This window comes from Nonomuraea fuscirosea (assembly GCF_035917475.1).
GTDB classification, from domain to species: Bacteria; Actinomycetota; Actinomycetes; order Streptosporangiales; family Streptosporangiaceae; genus Nonomuraea; species Nonomuraea fuscirosea.
In genome coordinates this window covers 7,013,800-7,035,332 of sequence record NZ_CP109074.1, presented here as the reverse complement: position 1 = coordinate 7,035,332, position 21,533 = coordinate 7,013,800, and the positions used below count along the sequence as shown (strand labels likewise).

The following is a 21,533-nucleotide window of genomic DNA, read 5'->3' as shown; positions in this document are numbered from 1 at the left end:
GAGCCGTCCGGCCGTGTCAGGAGGCGAGGCGCTCGGCCAGGACCAGGCGGATGAGCTCGGCCCTGGAGGCGATGCCGGCCTTCTGGAAGACCTTGCGCAGGTGGTAGTCCACGGTGCGCGGGCTGAGGAACAGCCGGGCGGCGATCTCACGGTTCGTCAGCCCCTCGGCGACGGCCAGCGAGACCCGCAACTCCTGCGGAGTGAGCATGCCCAGCGCATCCCCGTATTCACCGGCGGCACCACGAGACTCGCCGGTGGCACCCCGCTGCGTCACCTCACCACCAACCCGGCCTCGCGCCGCGTCCGTGGACGTCGCCTCCCCGGACGTCTCCTCCGGCGCCGGCCCGTCGGCAACCCTCGCGCGTGCCGTATCAGCGGCGGCTCCCGCCAGTTCCGTCGTCTCAGCGGCGGCTCTCGCGCGTGCCGTCCGAGTGTCGGTCCGCCCCCGTGGCAGCTCCCCGGAGGCCCTGGGACGGGTCGACTCGCCGGTGGCGCGCAACTCGCCCTCCGCCCGCTCGGCCCAGGCACGGGCGCCCATCCGGCGGAAGCTGTCGGCCGCCTCCCGCAGATGCGCCTGCGCCTCGTTGCGCCGCCGATCCCGCCGCAGTTGCTCACCACGCAGTAGCTGGGTACGGGCGCACTCGAACGGCGAGTCGGACATCGCGTGCAGGCGCAGCGCCTCGGCGTAATGACCGTCCGCATCCCCATCGGCACCGACCAGTGCCCGGCAACGAGCCACCAGCGCCGCCACGTCCGCCGCGAGGCCGGCTCCCGTCGCCGCCGGTTCGGACCCGGCCGCCGCCGATACGGGCCCGGTTTCCATCGGTTCGAGCCGGGCGGTGTGGCCGGTCCACTTCTCGTAGCGGGTCGTCGCATCGGCCGCTCGGGCGATTTCGCCGGCGCGTACGAGGGCTTCGACGAGGTCGGGAAGGACGCCCATGGCCAGGTCGGGCGGGGGATCGGCGGTCCAGTCGCCGATCGACTCGAAGTGCCTGGCGGCCTCACCATGCCGACCGGCCACCAGCTCGATCAGCCCCAGCGCCCGCCTGGCGTACGCCATCGCGTCGCACAGCTTGCGGCCGCTCGCCTCGGCCAGCACCTCGGTGGCCAGCCGCGCCGCGTCCGGTCGTCCCCTGAGGGCGGCGCACAGGGCCAGCAGGCCCCGGTTGCGGCAGGCGGTGTTCGGCTGGCTGGCGTCGGCGGCGAACTGGCAGCCCTCCTCGGCATGGGCCTCGGCCAGCCCGAACCTGCCCCGCGCGAGCTCGTCGGCGGCCTGGTATTCGAGGTTCCACGCCAGCCCGCCCAGCGACCCACCGGCCCTGGCCAGCCGCCCGGCCTCGCGGTAGAGCCGCCGGCTCAGCTCGTGCTCACCGAGCTGCCGGGCAACGCCCCCGGCCAGGGTGAGCGTGGCCGGATCGGTGATCGCCTCGAACCCATCACGACCGTCGTGAACCCCCGCCCCACCCAGGTCAGGCGATGCCTCGCCGGACATCGGCGCCCGCCCGGTGGACGGTGGCCGGAGGGGGTGGCCCGTGCGGGTGAGGCTGAGGCGGTGGAGGAGGCGCAGGACCTCGTCCTCCGGCTCGTCCAGGGGGACCTCGGCGAGCCAGCCGGCCAGGTCGGCCCACGCTTCCGGCCGGTTGGCGCGCAGGCCGAGGTCGCCGTACATCGCGACGGTGGGGGTGAACAGCCGCCGGTCGACCCGCAGGGCGCGCGGGATCCAGGGCCTGATGAGCTCCAGCGCGTCCTCGGTCGAGCCGGCGAACTCCGCCACGATGGCCCGTACCGCCGCCAGCGCGATCCGGTCGGCCTCCTCCAGGTGCGGCTCGCGTACGGCACGGTCGAGCAGGTCGGTGGCGGCGGCGGTGAGCCCGCCCTGGACGGCGGCCAGGGCGGCGCCCCAGAGTCGACGCCCGCGGCGCGGGCCGTCGGCGGTGAGCTCGGCGGCCCTCGACAGCGCGGACATGGCCGCCGCCGGCCCGCCGCGCAGGGCGGCGTGCTCGGCCGAGCGTTCCAGTTCGGCGGCGGCCCGCTCGTCGTGCCCGACGGCCGCCTGCCCGAGGTGCCAGGCGCGCCGGTGCTGGTCGGCCTGCCCGTCGAAGGCGGCGGCGAGCGCCCGGTGGATCGCCGCGCGCCGGTGCACGGAGGCGCTGTGATAGATCGCGGAACGGATCAGCGGATGCCGGAACACCAGCCGCGTCCCGTCGTACGTGAGCAGCTCGTCGATCTCGGCGCGGTGCAGCGGCTCGGACGGGATCCGCAGCGTGGCGGCGGCCCGCTCGACGGTGTCGACGCTGCCCGAGCCGTCGGCGGCGATGAGCTGGAGCAGCGGCAGCTCCGCGGCGTGCCGGTCCATGACCTTGGCCAGGAACGAGCGCTGCAGCTCCTCGGTCATGGCCGGCGGCTGCTGCGCCCCTTCCGGATGCGGCTCGCGGCCGGCGAGTTCGAGCAGCGCCAGCGGGTTTCCGCCGGTGACGGCCAGCAGCCGGCGCTGCTCTCCGTCGCTCAGCTGCCGCCCGGCCAGCAGCGCCCTGGCCGCGTCGGGCTGGAGACCCATGAGGGGTACGCGGCGCAGCGCGGGCAGGTCGGTGTCGTGCCCTTCGTCGGCGCGTGCGGCCAGCGCCACCACCACGGGCTCGTTGTCCAGGCGGCGCGCGACGAACGCCACCGTCTTCAGCGTCGGCTGGTCCGCCCAGTGCGCGTCGTCGATGACGCACAACACCGGCTGCTCGCCGGCCCACAGCGACAGCAGCGACAGCGCGGATAATCCGACCAGGAACGGGTCCGGCGGCGTGCCGTGCGCCTGCCCGAACAGCACGCTCAGGGCCTGCGCCTGCGGTCCGGGCAGCTCGTCCACCGCGTCGAGCGCGGGGAGCAGGAGCTGGTGCAGGGTCGCGTAGGGAAGGTCGGCCTCCGGGGCGACGCCGACGGCGCGCAGCAGCCGGAAACCGGTGGCCCGCTCCTCGGTGTACGACAGCAGCGCGGTCTTCCCGATGCCGGGCTCCCCGTGCAGGACGACCCCGCCACCGCGCCCTTTGCGCGCCCGCCGCAGCAAGGAGTCGAGCAGCGCGGTCTCGCCGTCTCTCCCCAGCACACGGCGAGCATAGAAAGGGTCCGGCACCGGTGACAACGCCTTTCGGCCCGGCGGACCGGCGATTTCACTGATGCGGCCGCGACGGCCCGGCTCCTAGCGTCGGGAACGGAAGTCCAGCCGGAGTCCAGCGGACGAGCCGAGGGTGAGGATCATCTGTATGGCGTACGAGGCAGTGCACGAAGCGTCACACGAGCCGCTCCAGGGCCGTACCGTCCTCGTCACCGGCGCGGGTGGGGGTGCGGGCGCGGCGGTGGCCTGGGCGCTGAGCAGGGCCGGAGCAAGCGTGGTGCTCGCGGCCGGCGACGCGGAGCCGCTGGAGGAGCAGGCCGCGCGCATCGGTGCGGCCGGCGGCCACGCCATCGCCGTCCGCACGGATCTGACGGACCAGGTGGCGGTACGGCGCCTGGTCGAGCAGACACTCGGCGCCTTCGGCCGCCTCGACGCCGCCTGCAACGACGCCGCCTGCCACGGCGCCGCCCGCGCTGACGTCGCGGCGAACGACGATCGGGCGCGCGGGCTGGCTCTGGCGATGCGGTACGAGATCGCCTCGATGCGCACCGGCGGCTCCATCGTCAACCTGGCGCCCGGCCCCGCCGGCATCGCCCTGACCCGGGCGACGGCGCGGCAGCTCGCCGGCTCGGGGATCCGGGTCAACGCGGTGACCGCGGGCGGCCCGGACGAGGTCGCCGGCGCCGTCGTCTGGCTGTGCTCGGACGCCGCCACCCACATCACCGGCGAGACGCTGACCCCACCCTCCATGCGCCCCGCGACCCGCTGAACCGGCCTTCGGAAGCGGCCCTCGACCCCGAAGCGGCCCGCAGGTCGCTGAGCACGCTCACAGGGGGACACGGCACAGCAGCCGGGTCGCGTCCAGGTACCGGGCGTCCATGAAGCGCCCCGACAGGCGCCCCGCCACCACGAGCCAGTTCTCCAGCCACAGCCCCAGGCTGCCCACCGGCTCGGCCGGTCCCGTCGTGAAGAAGTCGATCAGGCCGGGACGGCTCGGCAGGAGGCCGGCGGCGTACTCGCGAAGGGCCCAGGGTGCGGCGATGTCCCTCGGGCTCAGCTCCCCGGCCGTGGCCCCGTCCGAGTAGGACAGGTCGTGCACGCCGATGCCGTGACGGTCCCACACCACCCGCACGAACCGGCGTCCGTCTGCGGCCGGCAGGTCGGTGCGGGGTGGCGGGCCCGCGATGGTGATGGCGTGGGTCCAGCCGGGGGAGTGCTCGCCGATCCAGAGCAGTTCCTTGAACGCGTACGGCTCGTACGACCGCATCGCCTCGCCGAACCCGCAGGCGACGCCGGCCGCCGGGTCGGCGCCCATCAGACGGGCCACGTCGTCCGGGTCGCCCTCGATCCAGATCCCGGCGAACAGGTCGCCGAGCCCGCGCGCCGCGAGCAGGGGCCACTGCGCCTCGTGCGTCATGAGGCCGTCACCCGGCGCAGCGTCCGCCGTTCGGCGAGCCAGCCGGCGTCGACGAAGCGGCCGGTGATCCGCCCGACGGCGACCAGGTGGGGTTCGAGGTCGTCCTCGCCGCCCACGTCGTCGTTGAGGTCGAGGTCGTCCAGTCCTTCCTCCTCGTAGAGGGCGCCGGGGCCGGAGAACTCGTCGATCTCGCGCGCGTACCACAGGTCGAAGACGCGCCGCTCCGTCAGGCCGAGGCGGGGATCCGCCTCGCCGAGCACGAGGGCGAACGTCCAGCCGGGCGCGTGCGGGCCCATCCAGGCGACGGTGGCGCGCGAGCCGAGCCCGTGCCAGCGCAGCGCGGTGGTCAGGCCGCAATCGAGGGTGTCGCCGGGGTCGCAGCCGGCCTCGGCGGCGATCGCGGCGACGTCGTCGCCCTCGATCCAGGCGGCCTGGAAGTCGCCGCGCAGCCCGGCGGCGGTCAGCAGCTCCCACTGGTTCGTCTCAGGAAATAAGCCCACGTGGCTCCTCGGGTCGGCGTACGGATGGGCAAGATCGTATAGCCCGGCCAAGGCCAGGCGCAGCGGTCCGGCAAAGGGGTGAATACCCGATTTTGGGAGACACGCGGTAGGCGTTCGTGCGGGGGTGGGTATCGCGCTCGTGGACAGGGCACGACCATCGAGCATGGGGAGCACGATCATGCCTTACGTCACCACGCGGGACGGCAACGAGATCTTCTACAAGGATTGGGGCACCGGCACTCCGGTGGTCTTCTGTCATGGCTGGCCGCTGAACGCCGACGCGTGGGACGACCAGATGAAGATGGTCGCCGACAACCGCTTCCGCGGCATCGCGCACGACCGCCGCGGCCACGGCCGCTCCTCCCAGCCCTGGGACGGCTACGACTTCGACACCTTCGCCGACGACCTCAACGACCTGATCACCCAGCTGGACCTGCGGGACGTCGTGCTGGTCGCCCACTCGATGGGCGGGGGCGAGCTGGCCCGCTACATCGGCAGGCACGGCACCGGCCGGGTGAGCAAGGCGGTGCTGCTGGCGGCGATCCCGCCGGTCATGGTCAAGTCGGCGGACAACCCCGAGGGCACGCCCGACACGGTGTTCGACTCCATCAAGGAGGGCATCATCGCCGAGCGCTCGCAGTTCTGGCGCGACACCGCGGAGACCTTCTTCGGCGCGAACCGCCCCGGCAACCGGGTGACCCAGGGCAACAAGGACGCCTTCTGGCTCATGGCGATGCAGGAGAACATCCAGGCGGCGGTGCGCTGCGTGGACGCGTTCGGCTACACCGACTTCACCGAGGACCTGAAGAAGTTCGACATCCCGACGCTGGTCGTGCACGGGGACGACGACCAGGTGGTGCCCATCGCGGCGGCCGGGGCCAAGTCATCGAAGATCATCCCCACGTGCACGTACAAGGTGTACGAGGGCGGCTCCCACGGGCTGGCCAACGTGCCGGGCACCAAGGAGCGCTTCAACGCCGACCTGCTGGAGTTCCTGCGGACCTGAGCCCCCGTGAAGGGGGCTCAGGCGGAGGCGCGCGCCCGCCACAGCAGGTAGATGAAGTACGGCGTGCCGATCAGCGCCGTCACCAGCCCCGCCGGCACCTGCGCGGGCGCGATCACGGTACGCCCGAGCGTGTCGGCCAGGCTCACCAGCAGGGCGCCGAGCAGCGCGGCCACCGGCAGCAGCCGGGTGTGGTGGGCCCCGACCAGGGCGCGGGCGGCGTGCGGGGCGACCAGGCCGACGAAGCCGATGACGCCGACCGCCGACACCGCCGTCGAGGTGAGCAGCACGGCCCCGGCCAGCGCGCCGAGGCGTACCGGCTCCAGGGGCACGCCCAGGACGCGCGGCGTGTCCTCGTCGAGGGAGAGCAGGTCGAGGTCCCGGCGCAGCCAGACCAGCAGCGGCAGCACGATCAGCAGCGCCAGCGTGACGGGGATGAGCTGGGCCGGCACCCGGCCGTACGTGGAGCCGGACAGCCACGTCAGGGCCTTGGCGGTGTTCCACGGGTCGGACCGCACGATGATCAGGATGGTGATCGCCGTGCACGCGGCCTGCACGGCCAGGCCGATCAGCACCAGCCGGTCGGAGCTCAGCCCGCCGCGCCAGGCCAGCCCGTACACGAGGGCGAAGGCGAGCAGCGCGCCGAGGCCCGCGGTCGCGGACATCATCCAGATCCCGGCCATCGGCGCCAGCGTGATCAGCCCGATCGCGCCGACCCCGGCTCCGGCGGTGACGCCCAGCACGCCCGGCTCGGCCAGCGGGTTGCGGCACACGGCCTGCACGGCCGCGCCCGCCACGGCCAGCGCGGCGCCCGCCAGGGCGGCGGCCAGCACACGCGGCCAGCGCTGGTCGAGCACGAAGGTCAGGGCCCGCCCGCTGCGGGCCTGCAGCCAGTTGGCGACGTCGCCGGTGAGCAGCCAGCGGTCCCCGCCGAGCAGGCCGAGGACGAGCGCGCCCGCCAGCAGCACCGCGCACACGCCGGCCACGGTGAGGAACGCCGCCCGCGAGCGGCCCGCGCCGGTGCGCACGGCCGGGGGCCGCCTGGTGGGGCCCGCGTCGCGGTAACGGCGGGCCAGCCACACCATGACGATCGCGCCGATGACCGTGGTGACCACGCCGGGCGGCACCTCGACCCCGGCCTGCGCGCCGAGCACCGCGCGCAGCAGGATGTCGGAGGCGAGCACGATGAGCACACCCGCCAGCCCGGACAGGGGGAGCATGGTGCGGTTGCGGTGCAGCGCCGGGATGGACCTGGGCAGCAGCCGCACGATCACCGGCGCGCACAGCCCGACGAAGCCGATCGGCCCGGCGATCGTCACCGCCGCCGCCGACAGCAGCACCGCCAGCACGGTCAGCCAGAGCCGCAGCCGCCGGACGTTCACGCCGAGCACGGTGGCGGTGTCGTCGCCCAGCCCGAGGATGTCCAGCCGGGGCCCGGCCAGCATCGCGGCGCCCAGCACCGCCAGGATCACCGGGCCGAGCTGGGTGACGGCGTTCAGGTCGCTCTGCACGAGCGAGCCGCTGCCCCAGGCGAAGAGCCCGACCGTCTCCTGCTGGAACAGGATCATGACCAGGTTCGTCATCGAGGAGAGCGCCAGCGCGGTGGCCGAACCGGCCAGGATCAGCCGGGTGGTCCCGCTGCGCCCGCCCGCCGACAGCGCCATCACCAGGGCCGCCGCGGCCAGCCCGCCGAACAGGGCCAGCCCGCCGGACACCGGCACCGGCAGCACCAGCCCGAACGCCGCGGCGGCGGCCACCGCCAGGTACGCGCCCGCGCTGACGGCCAGCGTGTCCGGCGAGGCCATCGCGTTGCGGGCGATCGTCTGCAGCAGCGAGCCCGCCACGCCCAGCGCGAGCCCGACGCAGACGCCGGCCAGCAGCCGGGGCAGCCGGGAGGCCAGCAGCACGCGGGCGGCCTCGTCGCTGCCGCCGAACGGCAGGGCCAGCAGGTCGAGCGCGCCGATCGACGAGGTGCCCTGCGTCACGTGCACGGCGGCCACCAGCACGGTGGCCGCCAGAGTGAGAAGGGCGACCCCGGCGGCGCCGATCCGCCGCAGCGGGGTGTCGGGCGGCGCCGCCGGGGTCAGGACGTCCGTGCTCAACCCGTGTACGCCTTCACCAGCGCGTCGGCGAACTGCCGGCAGGACAGCGGCCCGCCGAAGGTCCAGATCCCGTCAGGCAGCTTGACGACCTGCTTCTTCTCGACGAACGGCAGCGACTTCCAGATGGCGTTGTCCTGCAGCCCGTCGGTGAACACGTCCACGCCGTCGGAGGCGCTGTAGAAGAAGCGCAGATCGGGGTCCTTGAGCACGCTCAGGCCCTCGACGTCGGTGGTGCCGAGGCCCCAGTCCTTGTCGACCTTGCCGCTCCAGCCGTTCTTGAGCCCGAGCTGCTCGGCCACGTCGGAGACGAGCGCGCCCTTGCCGAACAGGCGGACGGAGATCGTGCTGCCCTGCTTCCAGCCGTCGGCCATGACGAACGGCTTGCCGCCCCCGCCCGCGGCCTCGATCTGCTGCTTGCCGGCGGCCAGGGCCGCCTCGAAGTCCGCGATCTGCTTGGTGGCCACGTCGGTCTTGCCGACGGCCGAGGCGATCATGTTGAGGTCGTCGCGCATGCGCTTGAGGTTGTCGCCGGCGTCGCTGCCCTTGGCCACCAGCACCGGTACGAACTTCTCCAGCTGGTCGATCAGCCCGGCGTCGTCGGACTCCATCAGGACCAGGTCGGGCTGCAGGGCGCTGATGGAGTCGATGCTGGGCTCCTGCCGGTCGCCGACGTCCTTGACCGAGGAGTCGAGCTTGACGGCGGTGTCCCAGGTGGCGTAGCCCTTCACGTCGGCCGCCCCGACCGGCATGACGCCGAGACCGGCCAGCATCTCGGTCTCGCCCCACTCCAGGCTGATCACCCGCGTGGCCGGGCGCTCGAACGTGACCTGCTTGCCGCGGCTGTCGGTGACGGTCACGGGGGTGGCGGTGGCGGACGGCGAGCCACTCGCGGCGGCCTGCTCCGGTACGGGGGCCTCGGTCGTGCCGCACGCGGCGAGAACGACCATGGCGGCGGCGGTGGTCAGGGCAGCCGTCAAGGCTCTGCGCATGGTGCTTCCTGTCATGTCGTGGCGGAGACGCCGGCGTCCTGGCGTCCGCTGGTGTTGTGCCGGCCGATCGGCCGGGTGATGACGGTTCCGGTGACCGGGTCGGCGCTGACCTCGATGCGGATGCCGTACGCGGCGGTGAGCAGGTCCTCGGTGAGGACCAGGGCGGGCGGCCCGTCCGCGCGGACGCGCCCCTGGTGCAGCAGGACGACGTGGTCGGCGATCTCGGCGGCCTGGTTGAGGTCGTGCAGGACGACGCCGATCGCCACGCCGTGCTCGTCGGCCAGATCGCGGATCAGTTCGAGCAGCTCCACCTGGTAACGCAGGTCGAGGAACGTGGTGGGCTCGTCGAGCAGCAGGACGCCGGTGTCCTGGGCCAGGCAGGTGGCCAGCCACACGCGCTGCAGCTCGCCTCCCGACAGCTCGTCCACGGGCCGCTCCGCCATGGTGGTGACGCCGGTCAGCTCCATCGCCCTGGCGACGGCGGCGGCGCCGTCGGGGTCACCGGCCTTCCAGCGGCGCCGGTACGGGTGGCGCCCGTACCCGACGACGTCGCGCACCTGGACGCCGCCCGGCGTGGGACGGCTCTGCGCCAGGAGCGTCACCCGCCGGGCGAAGTCACGGGCCGACAGGCCGAGCGCGCTCGTGCCGTCGGCCAGTGTCACGGTGCCGCCGTCGGGGCGGTGCAGTCGCGCGAGCGCGCGCAGCAGCGTGGACTTGCCGCTGCCGTTCGGGCCCACCAGGGCGGTCACGTGGCCGGGCCGCAAGGTGATGCGACCGTCCTCGACCACGGTGGTGCCGTGGTAACTGAGGGATAGCTCCGCGCCGCGGAGAGAGATCTCCTCGGTCATGGGGATAAGGTTAGGCTACCCTTGCCAAATCCGCCATGCCGGGGTCCCGATCAATGCTCGCTCCTCCACGAAGCACCCGTGGATCGGCGCGGTGGCGGCGAAGGAACGGGGTCCGGCGACCAAGGCGGCGACGACTGAGCCAGAAACCACCCGCATATGAACGCTCCGGTTCGAGAAATGGTCAACCTGCGCAAACCATGGATGACCGACGCGCCTCAGCCGGCGATCACCCCGGCGTCCGACAGGGCGGCCAGGATCAGGGCGGCGCACAGCAGGGCGACCGGCCACGCCTTCTGACTGAGGGCCACGACGACGCCGGCGAACAGCGCGACGACGGCCAGCACGAGCGGGACGTTCATACCTGAGGTCTCTGCCCGCCGCGGCGCCGCCTAGCCCTGCCCCGCCCTTCCGGCGCTCCGGGAAGCCGCCCCGGTCACAGGGGGTGGTTGAACCCGGCGAGCCAGGCAGCCGTACCAGGCCCAGAGAGCACCGAAAGGGTAACCATGACCAAGCGCACCCTCGTCCTTACCGGCCTGACCGCCGCCACGGCACTGATCGCGACCGCGCTCAGCCCCGTGTCCGCGCAGGCCGTCACCCCCATCTACCTGGCCGCCTCGCTCGACGGCGACAACGAGGTGCCCGCCCAGGGGACCAAGGTCGGCGACCCGGACGGCGGCGCCCTCGCCGTGTTCCGGATCCACGGCAACCGGGTCGACTACGCCGTCCGCTGGAGCAAGGTGAACGCGCCCAGCGGCTTCCACATCCACCGGGGCCGGGCCGGTGAGAACGGCGACGTCAGGATCCCGTTCATCGGCCAGGCACTGCCCGCCTCCCTGCACGCCGTCAAGGGCACGGTCCTGGTCAAGGACGGTCACCTGCTGCGCCGCATCCTCTCCAACCCGCGCAACTGGTACGCCAACCTGCACAACGCCGACTTCGGCGGCGGGGCCGTACGCGGCCAGCTGTACCGGATCCGCCCGGTCGAGCTGGAGTCGGTGCTGTCGCACGGCTTCGGCAAGACGCTCACCACGCAGGCCAACGGCCGGCAGGAGGTGCCCGCGCCCGGCATGAAGGTCGGCGACCACAACGGCCGCGCCGGATGGCTGGTGCAGCCGGAAGGCGACCGAGTGTGGTTCGCCTCCGCCTGGAAGCGGGTCGGCGCGCCGATCGGGGCGCACATCCACCGCGCCCCCAAGGGCAAGAACGGGCCCGTGGTGGTGCCCTTCTTCGCGGCCGACAAGGGCCTGCCCCCCAGCGTCAACGGTGTGGCCGGCAGCGTGAAGACCGACCGCGCGACCTCGCGCCGCATCTGGAACAACCCGAAGAACTGGTACGTGAACCTGCACACCGCCGCGTTCCCCGGCGGCGCGATCCGCGGCCAGCTCTACCGCGGCGACTGGTGAGCCGCGGCTCCGCCGCGTGCGGGTGAACGAGGCGCGGCGGCGCTCCGGCGTTTCGTGCGGGCGGGGCGGCGCTCCGGCGTTTCGTGAACGGGCGCGCCTGGGCGGGGCAGGGTCGCGGCGTGCCGCGTGCGCAGGGCGCGGCGGCGGGACGGCGGCTACGCTGTGGTCGTGCCGCGTAAGGTGATGATCTGGCCGGTGCTGGCCCTGCTGGTCACCGCGTGCGGCCCCGGGACGACGCCGCGCCCGCCGGCCACTCCGGCGCCCGCCACCTCCACCCCGGCGACGTCCGCGCCGCCCGTCTCCCCGGATGCCCCGCCCACCTCGCCGGATGCGCCGCCCACCTCACCAGGTGCGCCGCCCACCTCGCCGGATGCGCGGCGCGCCGACGACATCGACGGTGACGGCCGCTCCGACCTGGTCGTCCAGGTCGATCTGCCGCGCGAGGACCGGCGCTACCTGTCCATCGTCCACGGCTCGCCTCAGGGCCTCGACCCCCGCAGGCGCACGCTCATCACGTCCAAGACGTTCGACCCCTGGCTGATCGACGACGGCATCAGGGCCGATCTCGACGGCGACGGTTTCGGCGACGTCCTCGCGTACGGCCGGCCGGGCGGCGGCGAGCACCGGATGGGCCCGCACATCTTCTGGGGCGGCCCGCGCGGCATCGCGGCCACGGCGACGCCGACCCCGGTGCCGCTTCCCGTGGCCGGCGACGTGGGCAACTACCGCGCCGTCGCCGGTGACTTCGACGGTGACGGCGCCGCCGACGTGGCCATGTCCAGCCCGCCGGCGCCGGGCGCCTCCGACACGAACCTGGCCGTCCTGTACGGGCCCTTCGCCCGCGACGGCGCCCCGCGCAGGCGGAGCGTCCAGCCGTCCCCGACCGGCTCGGAGTTCTGGCGGATGAGCGTGGACCGGATCGGCGCCGGTCACGCCACCGCCCTGCTCGTGTACGAGGGCGACGACGGCGAGCAGACCTCCGGCTGGCTGCTCACCCCCGGCCGCGGCGGGCCCGCCAAGCAGGGGCGCAAGCTCAACAAGGGGATGTCGGCGGCGTTCGGCGACTTCGACGGCGACGGCTCCAGAGACGTGGCCGTCGGCGACGACGGCAGCCGCAACGACGAGCCCGGCTACGAGAGCGAGGCGCCCTCCGTCGACCGGACCCTGACCGTCTACTACGGCGGCGGGCGCACCGGCACGTTCAAGGGCACCGCGGGCCGGGCGGTGTCGGGCGACTTCGACGGCGACGGCCGCGACGACCTCGCCTTCGGCGGCGGGTCCCGGCCGATCCTGACCTTCTGGGGCGCGGCGGGCGGCCTGCGCGCGGGCGGGCGGCTCGCCGCGGCGGCCGGGTCCAGGCCGCTGGCGGCGGGCGACTACGACGGCGACGGGGACGACGAGCTCGCCCTGGCCTCCGGCGCGGACGACTTCCTGATCATCGTGACGGACGGCAGGAAGACCCTGACCACCCTGCCGTCCCGCTAGCCGCCCGGCAGGACAGTCACGCCCTGCCGGGCAAGCAGGCCCTGCCGGTCGGACAGGCCCTGCCGGTCGGACAGACTTTGTCAGCCCCGACGGACCCTGCCGATCGACCAGCTCTGGTCAGTCGAACAGGTCCGGGTCGGAGCGGACGATCTGGTCGTACAGCGGCTGGAAGTTGAGCCAGCCGGCGAAGTCGCCGCCGATCTGCCCGTGCGTCAGCTTGGCCTGATCATGCTCGATGGAGACCGTCGGCCCGGCCGCCTTGGCCAGCAGCTGCGCCTGGCACGAGCGTTCCATGGTGATGAACCACCAGGCCGCCGCGTCCACCGAGCCGCCCACGGTCAGCAGGCCGTGGTTGCGCAGGATGACGGCCTTGTGCGAGCCGAGCGCCCGGGCGATCCGGCGGCCCTCCTCGACGTCCAGCACCACGCCGGTGTAGTCGTCGAACAGCCCGTGGTCCTCGTAGAAGGCGCAGGCGTCCTGGGTGAGCGGTTCGAGCAGGACGCCGAGGGACGACAGCGCCTTGCCGTGCACGGAGTGGGAGTGGGCGGCGGCGACCGCGTCGGGACGGGCCTGGTGCACCATCGAGTGGATCGCGAACGCGGCCTGGTTGACGTGGTGGCCGCCGTGCACCACCTGCCCCTGGTGGTTGACCAGGATCAGGTCACTGACCCTGATGTGCTTGAAGCTCATGCCGAACGGATTGACCCAGAAGTGGTCCAGGTGCTCGGGGTCGCGGGCGGTGATGTGCCCGGCGACGCCCTCCTCGAAGCCGAACCTGCCGAACAGGCGCAGCGCCGCCACCAGGCGTTCCTGCCGGTGACGCCGCTCGTCCGCCACGTCGTCGAAAGTGGGCGGCATCCGGAAGGCGAGCTGGTCGGTGGGGATCGGTTCCAGGTTCATGGACGCTCCAGCGGTGAGGAGTGGCGTACGACCGGTCTGCTCAGTGTGTCCCAGAAGCGTTCCCACGAGCCATACGGCACGGCGGCGCACCGGCCTCCGCTCAAGTCGGCCCGCCAGGGTCAGGTGAACGGCTGGGCGATCTGGTCGAGGGCCAGGACACTCAGCTGGTGCAACGACCGGGTCTCCTGCTCGGCGCACCACCACTGGGCGGCGACCCGCAGCGCGGTCAGGAACGCGGCGGTGAGCAGCTCGGGGCCCGCGTCGCCCGCCTGCTCCCGCCCGGCCACCGCCGCGCTGAGCTCCTGCTCCAGCCGGATCCGGTAGGCCAGCTGCCGGGCCATCAAGGAGGGGTGGTTCATGGCCAGCCGGGCGCGCACGTGCTGCGCGCGGTCGGCGACGTCGCTCTCCTCGTGCAGGCTGTCCAGCGCGCCGCGCAGCGCCCGCCAGGCGGACCGGTCGGGCGGCTGCTCGCGTACCCGCCGGACCAGCGTGCCGAGGCGTTGCGACTCGCCGTACAGCAGCGCGTCCTCCTTGCCGTCGAAGTAGTTCGAGAACGTACGGCGGGAGATGTTGGCGGCGTCGGCGATGGCCTCGACGGTGACGTTCTCCAGGCCGTGCTCGACGGTGAGCCGCAGCGCGGCCTCGTGCACCGCCTGCCTCGTCTCGGCCTTCTTGCGCTCGCGCAGCCCTGTCATGCCCATGATGTGTCCAAGCTTACCCAAGGGGAATAAATGCTCAATGCGCAAAGTTGCCACATGAGCATGTAAGGTGTCCAGGTTGCATCCCTTTCCCCTTGATCGGAGGTTGCGTGTGAGTGCCCAGCCGGCAGTGCCGTCCGCGGCGGCGGAGCCGATGACCCACCGCCAGATCCTCGAAGCCCTCAGCGGCCTGCTCCTCGTCCTGTTCGTCGCCATGATCAGCGCCACCATCGTCTCGGTCGCGCTGCCGCAGATCATCGGCGCCCTTGAGGGCAGCCAGTCGCAGTACACCTGGGTCGTCACCGCATCCCTGCTGGCCTCGACCGCCTCGACGCCCATCTGGGGCAAGCTCGCCGACCTGTTCAACAAGAAGCTGCTGCTCCAGATCGCCATCGTCATCTTCATGGTCAGCTCGCTGGCCTGCGGCTTCGCCCAGAACACCGGCCAGCTCATCGCCTTTCGGGCGATCCAGGGCCTGGGCATGGGCGCGCTGCAGATCCTCACGCAGGTCGTGATCGCCGCCATGATCCCGCCGAAGGAGCGCGGCCGGTACAACGGCTACCTCGGCGCCGTCATGGCCGTGGCCACGGTCGGCGGTCCGCTGCTCGGCGGCCTCATCGCCGACACCTCGTGGCTCGGCTGGCGCTGGTGCTTCTTCATCGCCGTGCCGTTCACCGTCGCCGCCTTCGCGATGCTGGCCAAGACGCTGAACATGCCGACGGTGCGCCGCACCGACGTGAGCATCGACTACTGGGGCGCGACCCTCATCGCCGCGGGCGTCAGCGTCCTGCTCATCTGGGTCACGTTCGTCGGCAACTCCTTCGACTGGCTCTCCTGGCAGACCGCCGTGATGGCGGGCGGCGGCGTGCTGCTGCTCGTCGCGGCCGTCTTCGTCGAGTCCGTGGTCAAGGAACCGGTCGTCCCGCTGCACGTCATCAGCCGCCGCACCCCCGCGCTGGCCATCCTGGCCAGCCTCGCGGTCGGCATGGCCATGTTCGGCGGCTCGGTCTTCCTCGGTCAGTACTTCCAGATCGGCCGCGGGTACGGGCCCACCACCGCCGGCCTGCTGACCATCCCCATGATGGTCGGCGTGCTGTTCTCCTCGACCATCAGTGGCCGGATGGTCTCCAAGAGCGGCCGGACGAAGCCGTACATCCTGGCCGGACTGATCGTCCTGCTGGCGGGTTTCGCCGGTCTGGCCACCATCGACCACGAGACCCCGCTCGTGCTGGTCTCGGCGTACATGCTCTTCGTGGGCGTCGGCGTCGGCATGTCCATGCAGAACCTCGTCCTGGTCATCCAGAATACGGTCCCGCTGCGCGAGATCGGCGCGGCCAGCGGCGCGGTCACCTTCTTCCGCTCGCTCGGCGGCACCGTCGGCGTCTCGGTGCTCGGCGCCATCCTGGCCGGTCAGGTCGCGACCAACATCAGCGAGGGCCTGGCCAAGGCGGGCATCCCGGTCACGGGGGACGCCGCGGCGGCCGGCGGCAGCCTGAACATCGCGGCCCTGCCCGAGCCCATCAAGGAGATCGTCCGGGCCGCCTACGGCGACGCCACGGGGCACATCTTCCTCGTCTCGGCGGCCATCGCCGTCGTCGGGCTCATCGCCGCGATCTTCCTCAAGCCCGCCCAGCTCCGCGACAGCCTGGACATCGCGGAGCCGGGGCCGGCGCCGAAGCCGGAGGTCGCCGGCACCACCGCCTAGACCATGGGGCCCGGAAGGCCGCCTCCCCGCTTCGCCCGCGGGAAGGCGGCCTTCCGTCTGTCCACCGGTTTCGCGTACGGCCGCCGGGCGGCGCCCGGACGATGTCCGGCCCCGTTCGCGTGGATCCTCCAGGTTCGCCGCCGAGGCGGTTCAGGCTCTACCGCCGTCACCGCACGTCGTGCACCAGCCGGCCGCCCACGACCGTGGCGATCACCACGATGTCCCCGATCCGCTTCTGGCCGGTCGCGAGCAGGTCGTCGGAGAGCACCGCGAAGTCCGCCAGCATGCCGTGGGCCAGCGTGCCCTTGCGCTCCTCCTCGCGCACCGCGTACGCCGACCCCGTCGTGTACGCCCGCAACGCCTGCTCCACGGTCAGCGCCTCGTCCGGGTTGAACGGCTCCCCGGCCGCGGTCGTCTGGTTGACCAGGTCGTGGATGCCGAGCAGCGGCGCGCCCTCGACCACCGGGCAGTCGGAGCTGCCCGGCAGCACGATCCCCGCCTCCAGGAACGAGCGCTGCCGGTAGCAGCCGCGGATCCGGTCCCGGCCCAGCGCCGCCAGCATCCCGTCACCGAGCTCCGTCACGAACCGGCCCTGCGGGACCGGGATGACGCCGAGCTCGGCGATCCTGGCCACCTGCGCGTCGGTGGTCAGGCCGCAGTGCTCGATGCGGTGTCTCGCGCCGGGGCGCGGATGCCGCGCCTGGGCCTCGGCGTAGGCGTCCAGCACCACGTCCACGGCCGCGTCGCCGATGGCGTGCGTGGCCACCTGCCAGCCCGAGCCGTGGGCGTGCAGGATGAACGTACGCAGCGCCGTCTCCTCCTCCTGGAGGAAGCCCCGGTTGCCCGGCTCGCCCTCGTAGTCGTGGCACATGGCGGCCGTCCTGCCGATCAGCGAGCCGTCCGAGAACAGCTTCACCGGGCCGATCCGCAGCCACTCGTCGCCGAGGCCGGTGCGTACGCCCAGATCCAGCCCGAACCTGGCCTCCACGGCGTGCAGATTGGCCGAGCCCGGCATGAGCGTGGCGCGCTGCAGGAGCAGGCCGCGGTGCACGGCGTCCTGGAAGTCCGCGATGTCCCAGGGTCCGTTGCCCGCCAGGCCCAGACCGACGCCCGGCTCGGTGAAGCTGGTCAGGCCCTCGGCGGCGGCGGCCCGAGAGGCCAGCGCGATGCCCGCGACGAACTCCTCGTGCGCCAGGGGCCGCAGCAGCCGCAGGGCCAGCTCCTGGGCCTGCTCGGCCAGCAGCCCGTCCGGCAGCCCGCGCTCGTCGCGGCTCACCGCACCGCCCGGCACGTCGGGCACGTCCTCCAGCGCGGGGAACCCCATGAGCGCGAACGCCGCCGTGCTCGCCACGCCCATGTGGCACGAGGTGTGCTGGACCCAGACCGGCCGGCCGCCCGCCGCCCGGTCCAGGGCCTCGCGGTCGGGGTGGGCGCCCAGCTTGTACTGGTCGTAGCCGCCGCCGCGCACCCATGCGCCCTCGGGCAGCGTGGCGGCGCGCTCGGCCACCCGCGCGTACAACTCGTCCAGGGTGGCCACCCGCAGGTCCAGCTCACGCATCCGCTGGCCGCGCAGGCTCAGATGATGGTGGGCGTCGTTGAACCCCGGCACCACCGGCGCCCCGCCCAGGTCCACGACCACGTCCGCGCCCACGCCGTCGAGCTCGTCGTCCAGCCCGGCGACCCGGCCGCCGAACACGCCGAGGCGGCTGGCGTACGGCCGGTCCGGATCCAGGGTGGTGAACCGGCCGTTGACGAACAGCGTGTCCAGACGCATCGAACCTCCAGCTCGCAGCCCTCCGGAGGGTCGTGCCCCCGATCAACCCCCTGCAAAAGCCCGCTCAGGGTCGAGCGTGGTGGGCCGGCGGGTCAGCGCAGGGCGTCGTTCAGCGCGCCGTAGGCGAGGGCGTCCGCGAGCGTCTCGTACGTGCCGCCCGCCAGCAGTTCGGCCGCGGCCCTGGCGGCGACCGCGTACGCGGACTGGGCGATCGCCGAGCCCACGCTCACCCTGGCCACCCCGGCCGCCGCCAGCTCGGCCACCGGCGGCGCTCCCGGGCCGGCCATCACGTTCAGCGGCAGCGGCCCCTTGGCCAGACGGGCGATGACGTCCTGGTCGAGCAGCCCGGGCACGAACAGCCCGTCCGCCCCCGCCTCGGCGTAGACCCGCGCCCGCTCCTCCACCTCGGCCGCCTGATCCCCCGGAACACCCGCCAGGTAGACGTCGGTGCGGGCGTTGACGAACAGGTCCACGCCCTCCGCCTCGGCGGCGGCCCGGGCGGCGGCGATGCGCTCGGCCTGCTCGCCGGCCGGAAGCAGGGGAGAGCCGGGGGAGTCCTCCAGGTTGATGCCGACCGCGCCGGCCTGGATCACCGCGCGCACGGTGCCGGCGACGTCGCCGTACCCGCCCTCGATGTCCGCGGTGACCGGTACGCGCACCGCCGCCACGATCCGCGCGACCGCGGCGACCATCGCCTCCCGTCCCAGCCCTGAGCCGTCGGGGGCGCCGTTCGCCCACGAGACGCCGGCGCTCGTCGTCGCGACGGCCCGGGCTCCCGCGGCCTCGACGAGGGCGGCCGAGGCCGCGTCCCAGGCATTGGGCAGCACGAGGACGGCACCCTGGTGCAGGGCGCGGAACCGGGCCGCGTGGTCGATCGAAGTGGAGGTCACGATCAGGTCCTTCCGAAGAGATCAGCGTCGCCGGCGAGCAGCATCGCAGCCCCCGCGACGCCGGACCAGCGATTTTCGGACATGACCAACCATCAGGATGTTCGGATATCGTGACCATGATCGGGGCGGTCCGAAACACCTATTTCAACCGGCCGTTTAGCGGCACTCCCGGCGGGCAGGCGCGGCGATGTGGACTACGTGCTGCCGCTGCGCTGGGCGGACGACTCCGGCCTCGACGAGCTGACCGCCTACCTCGGCTCCCTCCGCCGGCACGTGCGGGTCATCGTCGTCGACGGCTCCGCCCCGCCGCTGTTCGAACGGCACGCCGCCGCCTGGCGCGGCCTCGCTGAGCACGTACGCCCCGCGCCCGACCTCCGCTTCGCCAACGGCAAGGTCAACGGCGTCATCACCGGCCTGCGCCTGGCCCGCGCCGAGCACGTGATCATCGCCGACGACGACGTACGGTACGACCGGCACACCCTCGCCAGGATGGACGCCCTCCTCGCCGGCGCCGACCTCGTCCGCCCCCAGAACCACTTCACCCACCTGCCCTGGCACGCCCTCTGGGACACCGCCCGCACGCTGCTCAACCGCTGCGTCGGCGCCGACTATCCCGGGACGTTCGGCCTGCGCCGCTCCTTCGTCGAACGGATGGGCGGCGGGTACGACGGCGACGTCCTGTTCGAGAACCTTGAGCTCATCCGCACCGTCCGGGCTCACGGCGGCAGGGAGCTCCGCCCGCTCGACCTCTACGTGCGCCGCCTGCCCCCCGACGCCGCCCGCTTCTGGGACCAGCGGGTCCGGCAGGCGTACGACGACCTGGCCCAGCCCGTCCGCATGGCGATGTTCCTGGCCGTGCTCCCCGCCGTGGCCGCGTGCCTGCTGCGCCGGAGATACGCCGCCCTGGCCGCGGGCGCCGCGCTCACCGTGGCCCTGGCCGAAACCGGCCGCCGCCGAGCCGGAGGCAGGCACGTCTTCCCCGCCGCCGCCGCACTGTGCGCCCCGATCTGGGTGCTGGAACGGGCGACGTGCAGCTGGCTCGCCCTGGCCGCCTCCGTACGCGGCGGAGTGCCGTACGCGGGCCGGAAACTCAGCCGCGCGGCCCACTCCGTCCGCCGGCTGCGCCGGGACCTGCGCGGACAGCGGGCCCAAAGGCTCGACCAGCAGCCGACCCAGCACGTGGGCCGGTCGCCGGGTCAGGCCGGCAGGTCGGGCTCGCTCGCCGCCTTGAACCCCGCCGCCTTGTGCGACCCGTCGCAGAACGGCTTCACCGACGACAACCCGCACCGGCACAACGCGACCGTGGCCCGCCCGGCCGGAATGGACTCACCGTCCTGAGTCACCAGCTCGAACGCCCCCCGCACCAGCAGCGGCCCGTCCTCACACGTCGTCACCGTCACCACCCCGGAACCCGCCTCCGTGCCCGGCTTCGCCTTCGTCTCCCCGTGCGGCTCCGGACCTGGTGCGGCGCCATGGTCGTCCACCGCCGCACCGTCCCTCTCCATCGCGGCGTCATCGTTTCGAGGCGGCATCGCATCCCTCCCGCGCGGGCACCTTCGCGGCCGGTGCCTCGACGAGGGAGGTGACCCCCCGTTCCCACCGGCCGAGGACGTGCCCCGCCCACAGGCGCTCCAGCTCCAGGGCGCACGCGGCTCCGTAAAGGATGTCCCGCGCGAGCGCGGGTTCACCGGCGGCCAGGTTCGTGCACAGGTCATGGGCGGCGATCTGCTCGTGCACCGCGTCGGCCTGCACGTGCTCGTCGTAGAAGCGGGCGGCGTCATCGTCGCCGCCGAGCCTGCGCAGACCGGTCGCGTAGCGGCGATTGGGCAGGGAGGAGGTCATCTCCAGCGCGGCCAGGTGCCCGGCGAGCGCGCCGCGCAGGCGCCGGTGCAGGCCGAACAGGGACATGGCGTTCGAGACGGCCAGCGTGACGCCCGGCACCTGCCCGAGGTAGGCGCCGTAGGAGTCGTCCAGGCCGAGGCCGCGCATGGTGGCGCGGAACAGCTCGGAGTGCATGCGTTCCGGCCGGCCGCCGCCGTACTCGTCGGCCTGGATCTCCACCAGCGCCGCCTTCGCCGCGCCACGCAGGCGCGGGATCGCCCAGGTGTGCGGGTCGGCCTCCTTCAGGTGGTAGATCGACCGATGCACGACGAACTCCCGGAACTGTCCGAGATCGGCGTGACGAGCCAGGAACGTGGACACGGAAGGTCCTGCGTCGTCGGCGGTCAGCTCGTTGAGCGCCCGCCGCACCCCTTTCGGCCCGTCCAGCGACGGCCGGGCCACGGCCCGACCCAGCGCCTCCTCGAACCGCTCCTCCAGTACGGCCCGCGCGGCCAGCAGCCACGGATGCCACTCCCAGCGGTCGTCCACGTCCTCGAAGCCCTGATAGTGCAGCTCATAGCAGACGAACAGGGCCAACTGGAAGTCGTCATCCCCCAGACCACTATGGCCGACGAGCAACGGCGAAGGCCACCCTTCCGCCCCATGCCCTGCGGCGAGGTGCGCGTACGCATGCGCCGACCGCCCATCGGCCGCCGGCCGCCGTTCGCTGAGGTGCCCATGCGGCGCTCGCGGATGCTGGTGATCCGTGAACCGCCCCTGACCCGCCCGCCCGTTCGCCCGGTACGGGTACGCCTCCGGCGGGTGAGCCAGCCACTCGAACAGCAACGAGGTGAGCGGACCACGCGGTGCAGGCAGTCTCACCACACCCTCCCAC

Annotated in this window: 18 protein-coding genes and 1 pseudogene; 6 read left to right on the top strand and 13 right to left on the bottom strand. The window is 73.2% G+C overall.

The genetic code is table 11. From position 1 onward, the window contains the following. Positions 1-16 precede the first annotated feature (16 nt). Positions 17-3,094, bottom strand: a complete 3,078-nt coding sequence (locus tag OIE67_RS32155; protein ID WP_326627494.1) for a helix-turn-helix transcriptional regulator — start codon at positions 3,092-3,094, stop codon at positions 17-19. 157 nt (positions 3,095-3,251) lie between these two features. Here OIE67_RS32155 and OIE67_RS32150 point away from each other — a divergent pair, with 157 nt between their 5' ends. Further along, positions 3,252-3,872: an SDR family oxidoreductase gene (locus OIE67_RS32150; protein WP_326627493.1), complete on the top strand. Its 621-nt coding sequence runs from the start codon at positions 3,252-3,254 to the stop codon at positions 3,870-3,872. A 57-nt stretch (positions 3,873-3,929) separates the two neighbouring features. Here the strand turns inward: OIE67_RS32150 and OIE67_RS32145 are convergent, their stop codons facing one another. Together OIE67_RS32145 and OIE67_RS32140 are read right to left on the bottom strand one after the other, a co-directional pair. Continuing rightward, the gene (locus OIE67_RS32145; RefSeq protein ID WP_326627490.1) at positions 3,930-4,520 is read right to left on the bottom strand and encodes a hypothetical protein; all 591 of its coding nucleotides are present in this window, start codon (positions 4,518-4,520) and stop codon (positions 3,930-3,932) included. Beyond that, complete coding sequence (locus OIE67_RS32140) at positions 4,517-5,020, bottom strand: hypothetical protein (RefSeq protein WP_326627489.1); 504 nt, start codon at positions 5,018-5,020, stop codon at positions 4,517-4,519. The genes OIE67_RS32145 and OIE67_RS32140 overlap by 4 nt, the downstream gene beginning before the upstream one ends. 178 nt (positions 5,021-5,198) lie before the next feature. On the opposite strand from OIE67_RS32140, the gene OIE67_RS32135 reads away from it, so the two are divergent. After that, positions 5,199-6,026: an alpha/beta fold hydrolase gene (locus OIE67_RS32135; RefSeq protein WP_326627488.1), complete on the top strand. Its 828-nt coding sequence runs from the start codon at positions 5,199-5,201 to the stop codon at positions 6,024-6,026. 17 nt (positions 6,027-6,043) lie between these two features. Here the strand turns inward: OIE67_RS32135 and OIE67_RS32130 are convergent, their stop codons facing one another. The 4 genes from OIE67_RS32130 to OIE67_RS32115 all read right to left on the bottom strand — a co-directional run bounded on the left by OIE67_RS32130 (position 6,044) and on the right by OIE67_RS32115 (position 10,321). After that, positions 6,044-8,125: an iron ABC transporter permease gene (locus tag OIE67_RS32130; RefSeq protein WP_326627486.1), complete on the bottom strand. Its 2,082-nt coding sequence runs from the start codon at positions 8,123-8,125 to the stop codon at positions 6,044-6,046. Beyond that, a complete protein-coding gene (locus tag OIE67_RS32125) occupies positions 8,122-9,114 on the bottom strand; it encodes an ABC transporter substrate-binding protein (protein WP_326627484.1) in 993 nt (330 codons plus the stop codon). Before OIE67_RS32125 ends, OIE67_RS32130 begins: the two co-directional genes overlap by 4 nt. An 11-nt stretch (positions 9,115-9,125) precedes the next feature. Beyond that, positions 9,126-9,962 carry an ABC transporter ATP-binding protein gene (locus OIE67_RS32120; RefSeq protein ID WP_326627482.1) on the bottom strand — a complete coding sequence of 279 codons (837 nt, stop codon included), beginning with the start codon at positions 9,960-9,962 and terminating at the stop codon, positions 9,126-9,128. Between the two features lie 215 nt (positions 9,963-10,177). Then, positions 10,178-10,321: a hypothetical protein gene (locus OIE67_RS32115; protein ID WP_181307945.1), complete on the bottom strand. Its 144-nt coding sequence runs from the start codon at positions 10,319-10,321 to the stop codon at positions 10,178-10,180. A 144-nt stretch (positions 10,322-10,465) separates the two neighbouring features. Between OIE67_RS32115 and OIE67_RS32110 the strand changes: the two genes are divergently transcribed. Together OIE67_RS32110 and OIE67_RS32105 are read left to right on the top strand one after the other, a co-directional pair. Next, positions 10,466-11,365, top strand: a complete 900-nt coding sequence (locus OIE67_RS32110; RefSeq protein ID WP_326627479.1) for a CHRD domain-containing protein — start codon at positions 10,466-10,468, stop codon at positions 11,363-11,365. Between the two features lie 168 nt (positions 11,366-11,533). Beyond that, positions 11,534-12,850 (top strand): FG-GAP repeat domain-containing protein, encoded by a 1,317-nt coding sequence (locus OIE67_RS32105; protein ID WP_326627478.1) that lies wholly within the window; start codon positions 11,534-11,536, stop codon positions 12,848-12,850. 117 nt (positions 12,851-12,967) lie between these two features. Here OIE67_RS32105 and OIE67_RS32100 read toward each other — a convergent pair whose 3' ends face one another. Both OIE67_RS32100 and OIE67_RS32095 read right to left on the bottom strand, forming a co-directional pair. Continuing rightward, on the bottom strand, positions 12,968-13,750 hold the full coding sequence (locus OIE67_RS32100) for a class II aldolase/adducin family protein (RefSeq protein WP_326627476.1): 783 nt from the start codon (positions 13,748-13,750) through the stop codon (positions 12,968-12,970). Between the two features lie 119 nt (positions 13,751-13,869). Then, on the bottom strand, positions 13,870-14,451 hold the full coding sequence (locus tag OIE67_RS32095; RefSeq protein ID WP_326627474.1) for a TetR/AcrR family transcriptional regulator: 582 nt from the start codon (positions 14,449-14,451) through the stop codon (positions 13,870-13,872). Positions 14,452-14,602: 151 nt separating this feature from the next. Here OIE67_RS32095 and OIE67_RS32090 point away from each other — a divergent pair, with 151 nt between their 5' ends. Continuing rightward, complete coding sequence (locus OIE67_RS32090) at positions 14,603-16,153, top strand: MDR family MFS transporter (protein WP_326645526.1); 1,551 nt, start codon at positions 14,603-14,605, stop codon at positions 16,151-16,153. Positions 16,154-16,319: 166 nt separating this feature from the next. Here the strand turns inward: OIE67_RS32090 and OIE67_RS32085 are convergent, their stop codons facing one another. After that, positions 16,320-17,927, bottom strand: a complete 1,608-nt coding sequence (locus OIE67_RS32085) for an amidohydrolase (RefSeq protein ID WP_326627472.1) — start codon at positions 17,925-17,927, stop codon at positions 16,320-16,322. Positions 17,928-18,019: 92 nt separating this feature from the next. After that, positions 18,020-18,817, bottom strand: a complete 798-nt coding sequence (locus OIE67_RS32080; protein ID WP_326627471.1) for an isocitrate lyase/PEP mutase family protein — start codon at positions 18,815-18,817, stop codon at positions 18,020-18,022. Positions 18,818-19,006: 189 nt separating this feature from the next. Here OIE67_RS32080 and OIE67_RS32075 point away from each other — a divergent pair, with 189 nt between their 5' ends. After that, positions 19,007-20,155, top strand: coding sequence for a glycosyltransferase (locus tag OIE67_RS32075; protein WP_326627470.1), 1,149 nt, complete (start codon positions 19,007-19,009; stop codon positions 20,153-20,155). Here the strand turns inward: OIE67_RS32075 and OIE67_RS32070 are convergent. Together OIE67_RS32070 and OIE67_RS32065 are read right to left on the bottom strand one after the other, a co-directional pair. Then, positions 20,119-20,322 (bottom strand): annotated as a pseudogene (locus tag OIE67_RS32070) (hypothetical protein); the annotation flags it as partial. The gene OIE67_RS32075 and the pseudogene OIE67_RS32070 overlap by 37 nt on opposite strands. A 7-nt stretch (positions 20,323-20,329) precedes the next feature. Further along, entirely contained in the window at positions 20,330-21,277 is a 948-nt protein-coding gene (locus tag OIE67_RS32065; RefSeq protein ID WP_326627468.1) for an iron-containing redox enzyme family protein, read from the bottom strand. Positions 21,278-21,533 lie beyond the last annotated feature (256 nt).

Excerpts from the sequence above, each read along its gene's own strand:
- OIE67_RS32150 (WP_326627493.1), top strand. The coding sequence starts at position 3,252 with ATGGCGTACGAGGCAGTGCACGAAGCGTCACACGAGCCGCTCCAGGGC.
- OIE67_RS32145 (WP_326627490.1), bottom strand. The coding sequence starts at position 4,520 with ATGACGCACGAGGCGCAGTGGCCCCTGCTCGCGGCGCGCGGGCTCGGC.
- OIE67_RS32135 (WP_326627488.1), top strand. The coding sequence starts at position 5,199 with ATGCCTTACGTCACCACGCGGGACGGCAACGAGATCTTCTACAAGGAT.
- OIE67_RS32125 (WP_326627484.1), bottom strand. The coding sequence starts at position 9,114 with ATGCGCAGAGCCTTGACGGCTGCCCTGACCACCGCCGCCGCCATGGTC.
- OIE67_RS32120 (WP_326627482.1), bottom strand. The coding sequence starts at position 9,962 with ATGACCGAGGAGATCTCTCTCCGCGGCGCGGAGCTATCCCTCAGTTAC.
- OIE67_RS32115 (WP_181307945.1), bottom strand. The coding sequence starts at position 10,321 with ATGAACGTCCCGCTCGTGCTGGCCGTCGTCGCGCTGTTCGCCGGCGTC.
- OIE67_RS32110 (WP_326627479.1), top strand. The coding sequence starts at position 10,466 with ATGACCAAGCGCACCCTCGTCCTTACCGGCCTGACCGCCGCCACGGCA.
- OIE67_RS32100 (WP_326627476.1), bottom strand. The coding sequence starts at position 13,750 with ATGAACCTGGAACCGATCCCCACCGACCAGCTCGCCTTCCGGATGCCG.
- OIE67_RS32095 (WP_326627474.1), bottom strand. The coding sequence starts at position 14,451 with ATGGGCATGACAGGGCTGCGCGAGCGCAAGAAGGCCGAGACGAGGCAG.
- OIE67_RS32090 (WP_326645526.1), top strand. The coding sequence starts at position 14,603 with ATGACCCACCGCCAGATCCTCGAAGCCCTCAGCGGCCTGCTCCTCGTC.
- OIE67_RS32085 (WP_326627472.1), bottom strand. The coding sequence starts at position 17,927 with ATGCGTCTGGACACGCTGTTCGTCAACGGCCGGTTCACCACCCTGGAT.